The sequence below is a fragment of the Photobacterium ganghwense genome (assembly GCF_017329545.1).
Taxonomy (GTDB): domain Bacteria; phylum Pseudomonadota; class Gammaproteobacteria; order Enterobacterales; family Vibrionaceae; genus Photobacterium; species Photobacterium ganghwense.
The window spans coordinates 148679-164796 of record NZ_CP071327.1; the positions used below are offsets into that span (position 1 = coordinate 148679).

At 44.0% G+C, this 16118-nt stretch carries 12 protein-coding genes and 2 pseudogenes; 5 read left to right on the top strand and 9 right to left on the bottom strand.

The features are described 5' to 3' along the window. The first annotated feature begins 13 nt into the window (after nt 1–13). Both FH974_RS25895 and FH974_RS25900 read left to right on the top strand, forming a co-directional pair. Nucleotides 14–496 carry a hypothetical protein gene (locus tag FH974_RS25895; protein WP_207104321.1) on the top strand — a complete coding sequence of 161 codons (483 nt, stop codon included), beginning with the start codon at nt 14–16 and terminating at the stop codon, nt 494–496. Nucleotides 497–599: 103 nt separating this feature from the next. Then, nucleotides 600–2234, top strand: a complete 1635-nt coding sequence (locus FH974_RS25900) for a DNA cytosine methyltransferase (RefSeq protein WP_207104322.1) — start codon at nt 600–602, stop codon at nt 2232–2234. Between the two features lie 164 nt (nt 2235–2398). Here FH974_RS25900 and FH974_RS25905 read toward each other — a convergent pair whose 3' ends face one another. From FH974_RS25905 to FH974_RS25915, 3 genes are all read right to left on the bottom strand, one after another. After that, a complete protein-coding gene (locus FH974_RS25905) occupies nt 2399–3736 on the bottom strand; it encodes an IS4 family transposase (protein ID WP_207104444.1) in 1338 nt (445 codons plus the stop codon). A gap of 450 nt (nt 3737–4186) precedes the next feature. Then, a complete protein-coding gene (locus tag FH974_RS25910; protein ID WP_207104323.1) occupies nt 4187–5239 on the bottom strand; it encodes an IS91 family transposase in 1053 nt (350 codons plus the stop codon). Then, nucleotides 5236–6126 carry a tyrosine-type recombinase/integrase gene (locus tag FH974_RS25915; protein ID WP_207104324.1) on the bottom strand — a complete coding sequence of 297 codons (891 nt, stop codon included), beginning with the start codon at nt 6124–6126 and terminating at the stop codon, nt 5236–5238. The genes FH974_RS25910 and FH974_RS25915 overlap by 4 nt, the downstream gene beginning before the upstream one ends. Nucleotides 6127–6702: 576 nt before the next feature. Between FH974_RS25915 and FH974_RS25920 the strand changes: the two genes are divergently transcribed. After that, the gene (locus FH974_RS25920; RefSeq protein WP_005378991.1) at nt 6703–6912 is read left to right on the top strand and encodes a hypothetical protein; all 210 of its coding nucleotides are present in this window, start codon (nt 6703–6705) and stop codon (nt 6910–6912) included. A 225-nt stretch (nt 6913–7137) separates the two neighbouring features. Here the strand turns inward: FH974_RS25920 and FH974_RS25925 are convergent, their stop codons facing one another. Further along, the gene (locus FH974_RS25925) at nt 7138–7302 is read right to left on the bottom strand and encodes a hypothetical protein (RefSeq protein ID WP_207104325.1); all 165 of its coding nucleotides are present in this window, start codon (nt 7300–7302) and stop codon (nt 7138–7140) included. Between the two features lie 459 nt (nt 7303–7761). Here FH974_RS25925 and FH974_RS25930 point away from each other — a divergent pair, with 459 nt between their 5' ends. Together FH974_RS25930 and acnA are read left to right on the top strand one after the other, a co-directional pair. Continuing rightward, nucleotides 7762–7974 (top strand): cold-shock protein, encoded by a 213-nt coding sequence (locus FH974_RS25930; RefSeq protein WP_005378997.1) that lies wholly within the window; start codon nt 7762–7764, stop codon nt 7972–7974. Between the two features lie 244 nt (nt 7975–8218). Next, the gene (gene acnA, locus FH974_RS25935; protein WP_207104326.1) at nt 8219–10942 is read left to right on the top strand and encodes an aconitate hydratase AcnA; all 2724 of its coding nucleotides are present in this window, start codon (nt 8219–8221) and stop codon (nt 10940–10942) included. An 88-nt stretch (nt 10943–11030) separates the two neighbouring features. Here acnA and FH974_RS25940 read toward each other — a convergent pair. From FH974_RS25940 to hflK, 5 genes and pseudogenes are all read right to left on the bottom strand, one after another. Further along, nucleotides 11031–11336 (bottom strand): annotated as a pseudogene (locus tag FH974_RS25940) (Na+/H+ antiporter NhaA); the annotation flags it as partial. 15 nt (nt 11337–11351) lie between these two features. Beyond that, nucleotides 11352–12463 (bottom strand): IS3 family transposase gene (locus tag FH974_RS25945; protein ID WP_207104327.1). Its coding sequence is split into 2 segments (ribosomal slippage): nt 11352–12202 and nt 12202–12463, totalling 1113 coding nucleotides; the frame shifts between segments, so codons are not numbered across the junction. Between the two features lie 76 nt (nt 12464–12539). After that, nucleotides 12540–13584 (bottom strand): annotated as a pseudogene (gene nhaA, locus FH974_RS25950) (Na+/H+ antiporter NhaA); the annotation flags it as partial. Beyond that, a complete protein-coding gene (gene hflC, locus FH974_RS25955; protein ID WP_207104328.1) occupies nt 13577–14569 on the bottom strand; it encodes a protease modulator HflC in 993 nt (330 codons plus the stop codon). The pseudogene nhaA and the gene hflC, both read right to left, overlap by 8 nt. Then, on the bottom strand, nt 14566–15624 hold the full coding sequence (gene hflK, locus FH974_RS25960; protein ID WP_005379004.1) for an FtsH protease activity modulator HflK: 1059 nt from the start codon (nt 15622–15624) through the stop codon (nt 14566–14568). The genes hflC and hflK overlap by 4 nt, the downstream gene beginning before the upstream one ends. Nucleotides 15625–16118: the final 494 nt, after the last annotated feature.

Below are 16118 nucleotides of genomic sequence, written 5' to 3' on the forward strand. Positions count from 1 at the left end.
GAAGGAAAACCATATGAAACCGACAAAATATATCATTAATGATGAAAGCTTTAAAAAGTACAACTGCTACTGCACATATGTTTTCCAAAAAGATGATGGCCAAGAATATGCTGCATATTCCTGTTCGTCTGACGGCAGTGGTGAACTGACTTTAGCACAGTACCTCGCCCAGCACGGTAACGAGCTATGTCGGGTTGTATCAAGTGATGAGTTTGACCGGATGATTCTCGAAGCTTGGGAGCACCGAAAACAAGAAATCGAGCAAATCACACCTAATAAATACTCCTGGATGTTGGAATGCTTACCACCTTGTCGCTGGACCAAACACAGCGGAGTGGAGTTGTTCCACGTCAGTGAACGTATCACAGGTAACTTAGTCGATTGGGCAGGGCAGGTAGGCGACATCTACGTTCGCCTCGTTGATGAAGCAGATGCGGAGTTGGGACACATAACCAACCGCATGCTTGAGTTCACAACCAATCTGAAACCTCTCTAAACGCAAAGCGACTGTCAGGTCGCTTTTCTTCCCTCTGAAACACATCCTAAGGGCTTCCTGTACCGGTCGGTGCTGGTGGCCCTCCTATTTATGGAGAAATGTCATGACAACAATTATCAACACCAAGCTAGGTGAAAAAGGAAATGCCAAACGTATCTGGCTGGAAGGAACAAAGCTCGCTCGTGAAGGTTATCAGCCGGGGCAAAAATATGACTTGGAACTCAAAGATTCTGAAGTCGTTATTCGAGTTAACGAGTCCGGAAAGTACATTGTGAGCAAGCGTACTCGGAAAGGTGTCACCAAACCGATTATCGATATAACCTCACAGCAATTGGCTGAGCTTTTTCAAGGTGTAGAAACAGTACGTGTCCTTATCCGCAAGGAAACCATTGTCATATCAGCACATCACCAGCACGCGCAAGTGAAAGAGCGATTAGAACGTTTCATAAATAAGATAGAGACTGGACAGCCGCTTACAGTTTGCAGCCTGTTTCATGGCGGCGGCGTACTGGATAAGGCAATTCACTCTGGATTGAAACGAGCTGGCATCCCAAGCACCATCTCGGTCGCAGTGGAAATGGAACCAAAATATTTAGACGCTTCACTGAGGAATAATCGTGAGTTGTGGAACGACCGCTCTATTGTTATTGAATCAGAGATTCAGGCTATAGATCTTAAGCGAAATCCACCGTTAGTCGAAATTTGCGTTGCCGGTATTCCATGCGAAGGTGCAAGCCCTGCAGGTAGGAGTCGTAACAAAACCTGGGGAGATAACACTGGCGGTTATGCGGAATCTCACGCTTCATCAGGGGCACTTTTCTTTAATTTCCTGCAGTTTATTGATGCTGTCCAACCCATGGTAATAGTCTTAGAAAACGTCGGACAGTACTCTTCCAGCGCTAGCATGGAAGTGTTCCGTTCGGTACTGGCGTCCTGGGGGTACAACGTTCAGGAAACAATACTTGATGGCAACGTCTTTGGCGTTTTGGAGCGCAGAAAGCGGCTCTGCGTCGTGGCCACAACGGATGGCTTCGACATGTTTGATATCAACAACGTGATACCACTTCGGAAAAAGGAGCAGACCATCAGTGAGATCTTGGAGCCGATCCCCCTTGATTCACCGATTTGGCGTGAATTTACATATTTAAAAGAAAAAATGAAAGCTGATATGGAGAAAGGAAATGGATTCAAACGTCAGTTGCTCACGGGTGACGCAGAGTACTTAGGCACAATTGGAAAATCGTACCAAAAGGCGCGGAGTACTGAGCCCTTTATACTCCATCCCGAGAATCCTGAACTTTCACGTCTTCTCACTCCGCTTGAACACTGCCGAGTGAAAGGTGTCCCGCCGAGCATCATAGATAATGAATCAGATACAGTGGCACACGAAATTCTGGGGCAAGGAATAGTTTTCCCTGCCTTTGAAGCAGTTGCCTACGCTCTTGGCAAAAGTTGCTGGGAGTCCGTGAACAAAAAATTGGTACAAATCGAAGTCGTGGATATCGATCAGTGCATTATTGGCGGCGGTAACTTCCATTGGGTACCGGCTATCATCGAGCCTACTGGAATCTTGAAGCTGACACCTACCGCTGAATCATGGGGCATGCCAATCCACGTTGATGATGGTGTTGTACGGATTGCATCAACATCTGGTACAGACTTAAGTTGCAGTCATGAACCTTGCGAAACCTTGCCTGTCACTACGGCTGGCAATCAGATCCGCTTGTTGGCTGCTTAATCAGGCGATCACTTCTGTGTGACTCAATGGGATCCGGAGCATACGTCAATGACATTTTGTGGCATCAACTCGGATATGAGAGTCATTGTCCAAAAAGTCAAAGAACTTCTGGACGCCTAATAAATGAAACACATAAAAAAGGCTGGTTTCGACCACAATGCAGTTCACTTAAGCGGGGCGGCATTGCGATTAACTGGATATCGGGTCTTTAATATTTTAACCGCCCTAGGTCTTGATGACCTGGGGCGTTTTTCTATGAAGAGAACAGACAAATCCCCTCGCAGAGCTTGGAGTCTTTTAGGCGTATTTCCCGGTGATAAGGCGTTTCTCATTATCCTCAGTTGACTCGAGATATACTGGCACGCGTACTTGAAGCTTATTTCGTTCGGTGCACGGCCATGAGCCACCGCGGCTTGGCTTGCTTCTCTCCTCACCAAGTTATATCCAAGCAGCAGCCCCCATAACTCCTGATAAACGAGCTCTACAGTTTTACTTCTTAACGTCAGGGCATTGTGTTGCATTGAGCTTTTGATATCCCGATAGCCCAGCTCTATCTCCCAACGTTCATGATAGAGTGTGGCGACTTGCTCTGCGCTGTACTTCTCCCGTGGCAGCGAGGTAAACACCGTCTTTTCTTTTCCATCAATCTCGTAAGTCACCGACCTCACTTGCCATTTCTCTGGCAGACTTGGGTTCTTTTTTCGTGCCTGAGGGGAGACCTTCATTTCAATCAGATTATCATGGGTTTCTTCTTCATCGAGCAGTGTGTAGACCAAGCCCTTTCTCGCCGGAATAAGCCAATGTCGGTTAACACCGCTCGCGGATAAGCTCAGTAACAAGTCTGCACCATAAAACCCTTTATCCAGCAGCGTGACCGAGTTATCGGGGAGAGCATGAATGAAGGGCTGGGCAAGCGGTATTTCACCTCGACGGAAGGGGCTGATATCTGCATCGATGATGATGTGGGAGCGCACATTCATCATGGTGACAAGACGGAGAACAGGGTATGGCGTCTGTCGTTGAGTCGAGGTGTTTCCCGAGCCGAAGTGTTCGCGAAGCTCTGGAGTATCAGCTGTTCTGAATAACGCGCCATCCACAGCAAAAACCTGAAGGCCATGCCAGTCATCGCCGGGATACCTTTCTTTTCCCCATACATCACTGCACTGTTTAAACAACCACTTAGGGGCCTCCGACCCAAGCCGTTGACGTGCTTGAGTCAGCGCGCTTTTAGCAAGAAGCGCTTCGTCAGCCAGTCCTTCAGCGCAGATGTTCATTCTACGAGCCACCTCCGCAATCGGCTCATTTCTGAAGAATGCCATCCCCACGATTAACCAAAGAACCATATCGCTGGGTAACCTTCGGCGTCTGATGGTCGCTTGAGTCGACAAAGATGCAGCCGCGGCAATCCACTCTGAAGGGATATGCTCAGAGAATGTCGTGAGCTGGGAAATATCGACAGGTGACTCTTCAAGAAAATCACTCAGGTAGGCAGTAATTGGCATAAAAAAATCGGAAATCAATGAATGATTTCCGATTCTGACTTATCAGAAGGATCAGTCAACAGCTCCTTAACTGATCAGCATTGTGGTTTCGACCAGCCTTTTATTTTTAAGATTTTAGCTACCGTTAGATTGCCGAGAGCCGTACTTGAGTTGTACTAACTCATACTGATCGTAAATCTACACTCGGCACCATTACAACAAATAAGAATAGCTGTCGCGCAGCCGACAGCTTTATTCAGAGTTGAACAAGCCCGAGCCTCTTCTTTATATGTAAATTGTGTCTGATGAGTTTAGCGTTTAGATAAAATGTAACTTTTCTTGAAGCGAACGGTGTCATGATGTGAGGCCTGATAGCTTCACACCTTAAGTTGAACAGTCTGTTAAGCTCTATTCATAGGCGACCCTTCTGTCATGACTGTCTCCATTATCCTTATTCTTTCTGCCTTTCGGCTAACTCGGTCGGCTCACTCCAACACAAGCCATTTCATGATGGCAACAAGGGCAACTACGTACCACTTTCGACTGTTCTGTCCTAGATACAGGGCGGTAAAGTTTGCTTGCAGATAAAAACAGTAACTGGATTTGTAGGCAGAGTTGATGGGCGTTTCCGCGAAGAAAACCATAGTCTCTGACTCGCTGAAGACCTTTGGGTAAAACATGTTGAAGTATCAACCATAGGAACTGTGTTATCGGAAGTGTTCGGGATCTTTGTTGTTTCGTTTTGCCATCTACATATTCGAAGGTGACTTCATTCTCTGTGACAGATTTGATGTCTTTGTCTGGCAAGACTCCACGGTAGAGATAGCGCGACAGATATTGCAGAGCAGGTAACCCATACCCAACACACCGACAGTCTACGACCCATTTTGAGGGAACATCTCGGGGTAAAACCGCAGGTATTGTCTGATTGATGGATTCTAGCATTCGAGCACGCCAGACCTTGGCGAGGGCGAACTCATTAAACAGGTAATTCTTTTTCCCTTTAAACCACTGATGCCTCTTTGCATCATATTGCCCTCCCGCAACAATAACGTGCAAGTGAGGATGTAGATCTCGCTTTCGGCTGTGTGTATGAAGGACGATAGTAAACCCCAGTTCACCTTGGGTTTGCCTGTGAGCAAAGTCTTTTAACGTAGATGAAGCTACGCGGAACATGGTTTGATAAAGTGCTCGGGGAGCAGAGCAAGCTAAGCTTCTCAGTTCATAAGGTAATGTGAAGGTTACCATGTAGTAATGAACTGGAAGCAGCTTACTTTTCTGCCTTTCAAGCCAGTCTGATGTTGTACGATGCTGACATTGCGGGCAGTGACGATTTCCACACGAGAGAGTGAGACGGTCATCATAGTGGCAGTGGGAGCAATACCACTGCGAGAGTCCTTGTTTATCTGTTTTACACCGTAACATGGCGGAGATGGCTCGCTTGATATCGCTGTTAAAGTGATGACCATAGTCTTGTTCAAGCTCGTGACGATGTTGGCGCAACAGGTCGATAAAAGTGCTCATACGGTCAACTCCCAGTCGAGATGCAGGCGGTCAGCCAGTTGATTGAGAGCTTGATTAGCATCATGTAACTTGAGTTGTGTGAGTTGAGTATAACGAGCCGTTGTATTTAAACTCGCATGACCAAGAAGGATTTGCAGTGAACGCAGGTCAATCCCTTGCTCTAGGAGATGGGTTGCAAAGCAATGTCGGAGTGAGTGAGGGGTAATTCGCTTATGAATACCACATTCCTGTACAACCTGTTTAAGTGCTTTTTGTGCTCCTTGATCATTAAACGCGACATCACAACACTTACCTTTGCTTGGGAATAACAGTTTGGGATGTCGGTGTGTACACCAGTATCGGCGTAATGCATGAAGCGTTCTGTGAGGGAGTGGTACCAGTCGATCTTTGCCGCCTTTTCCATAGCGAATATGGACTTGCATATTATGACTGTCGATATCGGAGATGGTGAGATTGAGAGCCTCATTAATCCGAAGCCCCATCGTGTATAACGTTAAGAATAACACTCGGTAACGGGGTTCACGGGTGGTGTTAATAATCTGAGCGACTTGCTCAGGAGAAATGATATTCGGGAGACGTTTTACTTTCGGAGGCTTGATGATGCCGATCCATTCCCATTGTTTGTTGAGCGTATGTTTGTAGAAGAATTGAAGCCCACAGCGGTCAAGTTTAATCGTACTCCAGGAGACCTGCCCAATCAGTTGGCTGAAATATCGTCGCAGGTCTTCAATGGTCAGGGTATCAGGGCACCGATCAAAGTACTCGGTGATACGTCGCACAGCAAGAGAGTATGCAGAGATGGTTTTTGCTCGCTTACCTTGAAGCTTTAGTTGGGTAAGGTGTTGTTGATATAAGTCGTTAAAGCGCTCTTTTTCAGACGGGGTCATAGTGTTCTCTCCAGTAACACACCACCGACATGATGGTGTTACTAAAGAGTATGATTGTTGGTGCTTATTCGTTTCTGCCGCGGAGCGGCTTCGTTCAACTCACTTCTGGACAAAAGTTAGTTAGGAAATTTACTTTATTTAGACTATTAGGTATTAGGAAAAGTATGGGTGTTGCACCATGTATTTTGTTTGTTCCCCTTAAGGCATGCTCAATATTTGCCCATTGAAAGACCGTGCTCTTCAATAGATAATCTCTATGCATCATTAGCACCCACGACATGTCAGGGAGGGACATCATAGCGAGAGCGGCGTTAAGTTGCTTAAACAATGGTGAGCGATGACAAATGTCAGTCATAGTGCGCGTTGGTTTGTGGATTTGGAGCGTCCAGCGAGAGTCGAACCCGCATCATCATATTGGAAGGCGGAGAAGTAGGCTTTGCGTTCATATGTCTTGATAATCAGTGAGTTGACTAGTCAATTTTAATCAAGAAGGCTAAGTCAGTTAGAACGCTATAGCATGAAAAGTGCTATATTGAAAGCATCACATCTTCACGCCCCCACAGAAGGAATAATACTATGCCGACCTACCAGGTCACTTACTTCAACGTGAGACACGCCGTGATGGATAGCGAAGCTATCTTCATGAAAAACCTAACGAACGCAAAGCGCTCAGCAGAGCATCATGCGCCAGAGGGTACTGATCAAATTGAAATCAAAGATTTAATGGATCAAGTTCTGACTCGGTTGACGCTTGAGCAAGGCTGGGTTGATAACATCGAAGACTGACATTGCCTAGCAATCACGGTTCGTTTGGAGTGTCATCAATAAATACACAGGCTTGATTAGTTTTTCGTATTAGCCTTTGACACAGTTTAATTTGTTTGTCTGTCAAAGCCTGTTCACAGTAGAGTTGGTCGAGTAAACCTGCAAGCATGTCTCTTTCCAAGTTACTCAGTTTTTCAGAATGCATGAGGAGTGTCGTATTGATAAGTTCAGAGAGGTTTCTTGAACTCACAATCCCCATTCCTTATCCCACTTCTTTTGTTCCTCAATATATTCTATTCGTTTGCGGACATCCTTTCTCTTCAACTCTTCTGGTATCCGCTTAATCCTTTTTCCTTTCGGATTAAGACCAAGTTGTTTCTGCTTTTGTGTCGGTTTAGGTAACTTGCTCACATATAATCCTATTTTGATGATTGACTGAATTTCGCACCGCATCCACGTTGGCTATGAAAGAAACAATGATACTACACAAGTCAGCATAAAATAGACAAAAGTGAGTAACAGCACTAGTTAAATTAGCATTGTAAGTATCGCAAAAACCAGCTATTTGCTCGCAGTCGGCATAAAGTCATTTTTTGTTAGCTAACGCATTAGAAACTTACTAATATTTGTTAAATCATAACATTACAGCCAAATTAAAATATGACCGAAGACTAAACTAACTATTTTCAATTTAAGGCTTATACTTAAAGTAGCTCCGCGAATTTGAGTTATTTTTTTCATTATAAAACAAGTTTCCTTTCACAGTTATTTTCGAAATTTTTCGTTTAACTTCTGCGACAGCCCTCTTGAGTGACTATGAAATAGCTCTAGTTACCAGAGCCTTAACCTATAGGATTAGTCGAGGTATATATGTCTGACAGAGAAACTGGATCAGTAAAATGGTTTAACGAGAATAAAGGCTTTGGATTTATCACCAAAGATAGTGATGGCAAGGATATTTTTGTCCATTTCCGTTCGATTTCGTCTGATGGGTTTAAGACCCTGCTGGAAGGGCAAAAAGTAAGTTTTGAAGTTGAACCAGGTGAGAAAGGACCGCACGCAACAAACGTGGCTCTCATCTAGATACGGCAGAAGGCATAGCAATCAATAGCTTTGCCTTCATTTTTTGTCTAGTTATTGTTTGATGGTAAAAGTCCATTCCAACTTCTTCCTTCTTTTCGAAATTCAACTCTGATCCTTTCAGGTTATAGATTTTCAGCTGATCAAAGCTATTTGGATATGGGAAATATAAAAGTGTCCCAGAAAACAGTCTATGACAAGGAGGTGCCTTTTATAAAGGTCAACCATCATTGAAAGGAAACAAATCATGATACCCACCAACGAGAAAACATGGCGCCAAACATATCTAAGTTCACTGAATTTAAAAGGTACAGAATATAGATACTGGTCATTAAAAAAACTTGCCCAAGATTATCAAGTAAACCTGTCCAAAATTCCCGTAACTAAACGTCTGCTTATTGAAAATGTAATGCGACAAACCTCTGATTTAAAAGAGTCATCTCAAATTATTGAAGCATTGCTCTTTAAAAATAAGGCTCTCGACTCAGAGAGCAACGGTAATTCATCAGAATTGAGTTTCTATCCTAGTAGAGTATTGATGCAGGACTATACTGGGATACCTGCTTTAGTCGATTTAGCCGCAATAAGAGATGCAGTAGCTCAAGAAGGCGGAGATCCGAGTTATGTAACACCTAAATGTCCGGTTGATCTTGTCATTGACCATTCGTTAATTGTTTATCAATCAGGTTCAGAATCTTCGATACAAACAAATCGCGCACATGAAATGGCACGAAATAGAGAGCGTTATACATTTCTAAAATGGGCACAAAAAAACTTCCGTAACTTGACCGTGATCCCTCCCGGTAAGGGGATATGCCATCAAGTTAATCTGGAATATCTATCTCAAGTTGTGCGCGAAGACGAAAAAAGAGTGTTAACACCAGACACGGTAATAGGAACCGATAGCCACACCACTATGATAAACGGGTTAGGCGTGTTGGGTTGGGGAGTGGGAGGCATAGAAGCCGAAGCTGCAATGCTTGGTCAGCCACTAAATATCGCTATCCCACGAGTTGTCGGAGTACGTCTTGATGGGCAATTGCGTCCCGGTGTGACTGCGACCGATTTGGTTTTGACGATTACAGAAAGGTTAAGGTCTCATGGCGTGGTTGGTAAGTTCGTTGAGTACTATGGTGACGGCTTAGCCACTCTATCGGTGGCAGACCGAGCAACGCTTGCCAATATGGCACCAGAGTATGGAGCCACTTGCGGATTTTTCCCAATTGATGAAAATACTATCGCCTATTTAACCCTGACAAACCGCCCTTCTTCACTGATTGATAGAGTGCGGGCGTACGCTCTAGAGCAAGAGCTATGGTGGGATACAAACCGCCCTTCACCAGAGTATGACGAAAATGTTGTAGTCGATTTATCTGCTATCGGTACCTCAATAGCAGGGCCCAAACGACCTCAAGACAGACTTAATATCAGCGCTATTAAGCAAGCGACTCTTGACCAATGTGCTATTGAAGGTGCCGCAAACTCAAGCCAGCCAGGCTCATCCAGACCCTTACATCATGGTGATGTCGTCATTGCAGCTATCACCTCATGCACTAACACGTCAAACCCCGCTGTTATGCTGACTGCGGGTTTGGTGGCTAAGGCAGCAGTTAAAAAAGGGTTAACCGTTCCTAGCTACGTCAAAACTTCTCTCGCCCCCGGTTCATTAGCTGTCGCTCGATATCTCAATGATACGGGTTTGCAAGACTACCTCGACCTATTGGGATTTCATCGAGTTGGATACGGTTGCACAACATGCATTGGTAACTCTGGCCCATTAAAAAACAATCTTGAAACTGAGATCTCGGAAAACAGCCTGAATGTATCGGCGGTATTATCAGGTAATCGCAACTTTGAAGGTAGAGTACACCCCTCTGTTAGCCTAAACTGGCTTGCCTCGCCACCTTTAGTCGTCGCATTTGCGTTAGCGGGTACGACCTGTATTGACTTAGAAAAAGACCCAATTGCGCTCAATAGTAACAACGAGCCCGTCTATCTAAAAGATCTGTGGCCAAGCCAAGCCATGCTGGATGAAATGCTAAATCAAGTCCATGAGAGCCACTTTAGATTGAGCTACAGCGACATTACTGAAGGTGATGAAGAGTGGGAACAATTGTCAATGAAAGATAGCCCCTGCTACCCTTGGGACGAAGGCTCCACTTACATACAACGCCCTCCTTTTTTGGAAATACCACCGCCGACTTTTCCTGTTGAATCAGCGCGTGTATTAGCCATTTTGGGGGATTCAATTACGACCGACCATATTTCACCAGCAGGCCGCATTTCAGAATATAGTCCGGCGGGTCAATATCTACTTTCAAAAAACATCACACCCGACGAGTTTAATAGCTATGGTTCACGCCGAGGAAATCATCACATCATGGTTCGTGGGACTTTTTCAAATGTACGTTTGGAAAACAAAATCGCCTCCCCGACGATAGGCGGTGTCACGCGATGTTACGGCGATACCAAACTGGATGACTGTAACATGTCAACCACTGAGAAAGCGCCTCCCATCATTCCTATTTACGACGCCAGCAGGAGGTCAATCGAACTTAACGTTCCGTTGGTAATATTTGCTGGCAAAGACTATGGTTCAGGCTCTAGTCGTGACTGGGCGGCAAAAGGTTGTTTGTTATTGAATGTGAAAGCGGTCATCGCGGAATCGTTTGAGCGAATTCATCGTAGTAATTTAGTCGGTATGGGCATACTGCCTCTTCAACTGATGCGACCAGATGAATTAAATTCACTGACTTTAGAGGGTAATGAGACTGTTTTTATTGCCCCCCACGAACCTATAAAGCCGTTATTGGAGCTCAATATTATCGTAGTAACAGCGCAAGGTGCTGAGCTCACCATACCTGTTACTGCTCGTATAGATAACCCTAAGGAACTGGAGTATTTTAACTCGGGGGGTATCCTTCAATATGTTCTGAAGCAGCTGACAGCTAATATCCCTAAAATGTCATAGTGAAGTCTCGCGTCTTAGATTACGGTGTAGCAGTCTGCGGTACTTTTTCACCGCAGACTGTCTATACATTTCAGATTCAGATTTAGATTTAGATGTTGTTCTGTTTTTCTCTTACAGAGAAATACCGTAAAAAAGTGAGGCCGAGTAAAGCTGAACAGATGGAAGCTGAGAAAATTCCAAGTTTTGCTGCATTAATTTGATCAGTGCTATAGGCTAACTCTGAGATAAACAATGCCATCGTAAAACCAATGCCAGCTAGCATCCCACCCCCCAAAATCATTCCCCAATTCATATTTTCTGGAAGCATGGCTACCCGGAGTCTTACGGATATCCAACTGAACAGCACAATACCTATAGGCTTGCCAAAAACAAAACCCAAAAAGACAGCAAAAGTGTAAACCTCCCCAAATTAGTTCCACCCATAATTAGAGTTTCCAGCCGAAGAATGCAGCGTCAGATATTCCCATGGCGTCAGATCATTCAGCGAATTATGGGGGCGTTCTGCGTTGTATTCACGTATCCAGTTTTCTGTTAATTCTCTTACTTCGGTCAGTGATTTGAATACATACATGTTCAGGATTTCATCGCGGTAGGTTCGATTGAAGCGCTCAACATATGAGTTCTGTGTCGGTTTTCCGGGCTGTATAAATTCAAGCTGGATATGGTGTGCTTCAGCCCATTCAGCGAGTACGGTAGAAATAAACTCAGGACCATTGTCCATACGAAGTTTTTTGGGGTAACCCCGCCAGGCGACCACTCGTTCCAATACACGAATAACTCGTTTTGCCGGTAAGCTGAGGTCAATTTCAATCGCTAATGCTTCACGATTAAAGTCATCAAGGAGATTGAATGTCCTGAAGCGTCGGCCGCAGAGCAGGCTATCGCTCATAAAATCCATAGACCAACAGTCATTGGCTGTTGTAGGAACCGCTAACGGTTCTGGACAGCGTGTTGGCAAACGTTTCTTGCCTCGCCGCCGTTTGTTCAAACTCAGCTCGCAATATAGCCGATAAACACGCTTGTGATTCCAGTTGTGTCCCCAACGACGCAGGATTTTGAACAGCTTGTTGAAGCCATAAGCGGGGTATTGTTCAACGGCTTCCTGCAGCGTCAGGATAACGTGATCATCCCTACGGGTATCCGGTTGATACCGATAGACTGAGTCACTGATGCCAACGGCGCGACAGGCTACGCGAAGGCTTGCCCCATGCTCCTTTCGGGCATAATTGACAAGCTCTCGCCTGATCGCTGGCTTCACAGCTTTTTTTCAATGATGTCTTTCAGAATACGATGTTTAAGGCTGAGATCAGCGAACATGGATTTCAGCCGACGATTTTCTTCTTCAAGCTCTTTCATGCGTTTGATATCAGAAGATTCCATACCACCGTACTTGGCTTTCCAGTTGTAATAGGTGGCATCCGCGATGCCATACTCGCGACAGACTTCCTTGACAAGTCTGCCAGCTTCTACTTCTTTCAAAATCTTAACGATTTGAGTTTCCGTGTAACGTGATTTTTTCATTGTTAGCTCTCCGTATTGCCCTAGTATAGGCAGGAGAACTCTAATTGCGTATGCCCCTATTTTAGGGGAGGTTTACAAAAGTAATTGGAGAGGTTGCGTTCGTACTGGTTAGTGAAATCCCAGCGTTAGCAAAGGCGAATAGTGGTAAGATGATAAACCCGACCCAAGGATGAAGTAACATTTCTAAGCGCTCGACCGGTGAAAGCGTTTCACGGGCCGCCGCAGCAGCCGTCCTTAAAGTCTCTCCTTCAATCTTATCTCCGCTCCATTGCTTCATAGGAGATGATGCCACTATTGAGTTCACAATAGTGGAGAGGTGTTGCTTGCTGACCCACTTATTTGTGGGGGTTAATAAGCCTAGAATCACACCAGTAATTGTCGGATGTATACCAGACATGTCGACCGACAACCATATCATTCCCTCCAACAAGAGAGAAGAGTACAATACTGCGAACTCCCAAGAAGCTCATACCTCGAACAATAATAAAACCTATCAATGCATAAACGACGGGCCACCATTCAATGTCATTACCATAACCAATAGCCACAACAAAGATTGCGCCAATATCATCGACTACGGCCATTGATAACATGAATATTCGTAAGCTACTCGGAATACTTCGTCCTAAGAGCGCTAGGCATCCGATCACAAATGCGGTATCCGTCGCCATCACAGTCCCCCAACCATGATGCCCTGGTTCACCAAATTGGATAAATAAATAGAAAAGAGGAGGCAACAACATCCCACCAAGAGCGGCAGCAATGGAAAGTACAGCTAATTTAGGATTACGAAGTTCACCTAGCATCAACTCACGCTTAAGCTCTAAGGCAATGAGAAAGAAAAACAAAGTCATTCCTGCATCGTTTATCCATTTGTGCAAAGAACGCTCAAAGACTAAATCACCGAAAGTAATCCCTACCGAAATCTGCCAAAAATGAGCAAACTCTTCACTTAGATTTGAATTGGCAAGTAAAACAGCAAGTACTGCTGAAACAAATAGAACAATGCCTGCTGCGGATTCAATATGTATAAAACGGTTTACTGGTTGAGCAACCCAATCAATGTATTCTTTTGGTAATCGAGTCGGATTAGTTGGTGCTATTGGGATTTTTTTACTCATTGTTTTCAACTGTAGGTATTAAGTTACCTTCAATGCTATTGAGAAACTTGAATATGTCACTGTTAGTAGATAAAACAAGCGTTGTATTTTCTGAAATGATAGTTGAGTAAGACTGCATTGTTCGCGTGAACTCATAAAGGTCTCTCGCTTGAGGGCTTTTATTGTAAGCTAACGAATAAATTTCGGCGGCTTTGGCATCAGCTTGTCCGCGAATCTCTTCGACTTCACGATAGGCTTCAGACTGGATTTTATTCAAATCTCTGATGCGGTCACCACGAATCCTCGCAGCTTCCCCATTCCCTTCGGATAAAAAACGTTCCGCGATTTGCCGACGTTCACTAATCATTCGCTCGTAAATTTTAGGGCGAACACTTTCATTGTAATTAATACGCTTGAAGCGAATATCGAGCAATTCAATACCAAATATCTTTATTTTTTCTGACGCAGCAGAGAATATTTCTTGTTCTACTAGTTGACGCCCTTTTTTAATAGGAACAAGGGTGCCAATTTTTAACTCTCCTTCAGTGTCACTTAATAAGGCATCTCGTAACGGTTTTCTGTTTTTGTTAGTACGAATTATTTCGATTAGTTCATGCTTTGCAACAGCATTTCGCGTCTCACTTCCCAAAATATCGTCAAGACGAGATTGTGCACTACGCTCATCTTTGATTCTTAAAAAGTATTGAAGTGGGTCGGTTATTCGCCACCGAGCGAATAAATCAACTGAAATATACAGCTTATCTTTTGTGGGCATATCGGAAGGGTTGCCATCCCACTCCAACACTCTTTTGTCTATAGTGTTAATCTCATGAATGAATGGCATTTTTATCTTTAACCCGGCATCCACAACAGGTTCTCCTATTGGCTTCCCAAACTGAGTAATAATGACCTGTTGTACTTCACTCACGGTGTAAAGTGCGTTGTATATACCAAGAGAGACACATAGAACTAATGCGGTTATGACTCCTATTTTTTTCGGTTTCATTGTGCATCTCCTTGTGTCTTATTGAGATTAAGTAAAGGTAAGATATTGTTTGCTCGCTCATCAATGATAATTTTGGCCCGAATATTCGGTAATACAGCTTGCATGGTTTCTAAGTAGATTCTTCGTTTGGTCACTTCTGGAGCTTTAACGTACTCAAACAATAGTGCATTAAATCGCGCTGTATCCCCCTCGGCTTCATTCACTCTTTTTAACCGATAACCATCAGCCTCTCTGATCCTTTGATCTTTTTCTCCTAAAGCTAAAGGGATGACTTTGTTGTAATCTCGACGAGCTTCATTAATAAGCTTTTCTTTTTCCTGTTGGGCTTGGTTCACTTCGTTAAATGATGCCTGAACAGGTTGAGGAGGGTTGATGTTTTTCAATTGCACTTGGTCAATGCTTATCCCTAAGGCATATTTCGTTGAGAGCGCCTGCATTTTTGAAAGCGCTTCATATTCAATTTCTTGTCGGCCTATTGTGATCACTTCATCCACAGTTCTATCCCCGACAACTTCACGCATTACGGACTCAGAAACATATCGAAGCGTTTCACTAGGTTCCCGGACTTCGAACAAAAACTTAATAGGTTCAGAAATTCGATATTGAACTACCCACTCCACAAGGGCAGCATTTAAATCACCAGTGACCATTTGTGTCTCTTGGCGACGATCGTTCAGTCTGGGACTTTGGTGAGGATCATTAGCTCCTGGCGTCGTAAAACCAAACTCTTGTTTCAACTGACGTTTAACTGGAACTATTTTTACCGTGTCAATACCAAGTGGAACCTTGATGTGGAGCCCCGAAGGAACATTATTTACATACTTACCAAAGCGTTGTACGACAGCGACAGAATCACTTGGAACGGTATAAAATGTTGACCATAAAATGAGAGCTAAAAATAAAATAATAAATGGAGAAAAAAAGCTCGATGGTCCGCCACCGATAAGAATTTTCTTGAAGTGCTGAAGAATAGTATGAAAAGCTTTTTTCAAATGTGGAGGATCTTGCTGTCCTCCGCCCCAGGGGTTTCCTGAAGAATTGTTACTTGGGAGCATGAGCATGCCCTCCGGCTATAGGTAAGGAATTTGACCTATGCAAAATTGAATGAGGTAGGTAGCGCTTAATCAACTAGAGTAAATTGTGTGCAGTTTACGATTAGTTACTAAGTGTTGCCTTAGGATAGGGGAACTCTACTTAAACTTCTAATATAATTAGAAATTATTAGCTAGAAATCATACTAGCTTTCATATCTCAAGCTCTACAGTAACCCCTAATTACTAGGCTCTTTTTATCGCTAACGTTATGCGACGTGTAGTTATGTGAGAGCATACATCTTTAACTATTATTATAGGTTATTTATGTCCGTATAAGGACAGATTTGGCAACTTTTCTACAACGGAACGAGCCTTGTAGAGAAGTATGACTCGAATAACCTAAAAGAACGGCCGCTCTAGCAAGAATCGGGATAAGATAAATCAGACTAGAGAGCACTGAATCAATACTGGACACAGGCTTTTCAACGGTGGAGAAAGTTCACCCTACGGCAATA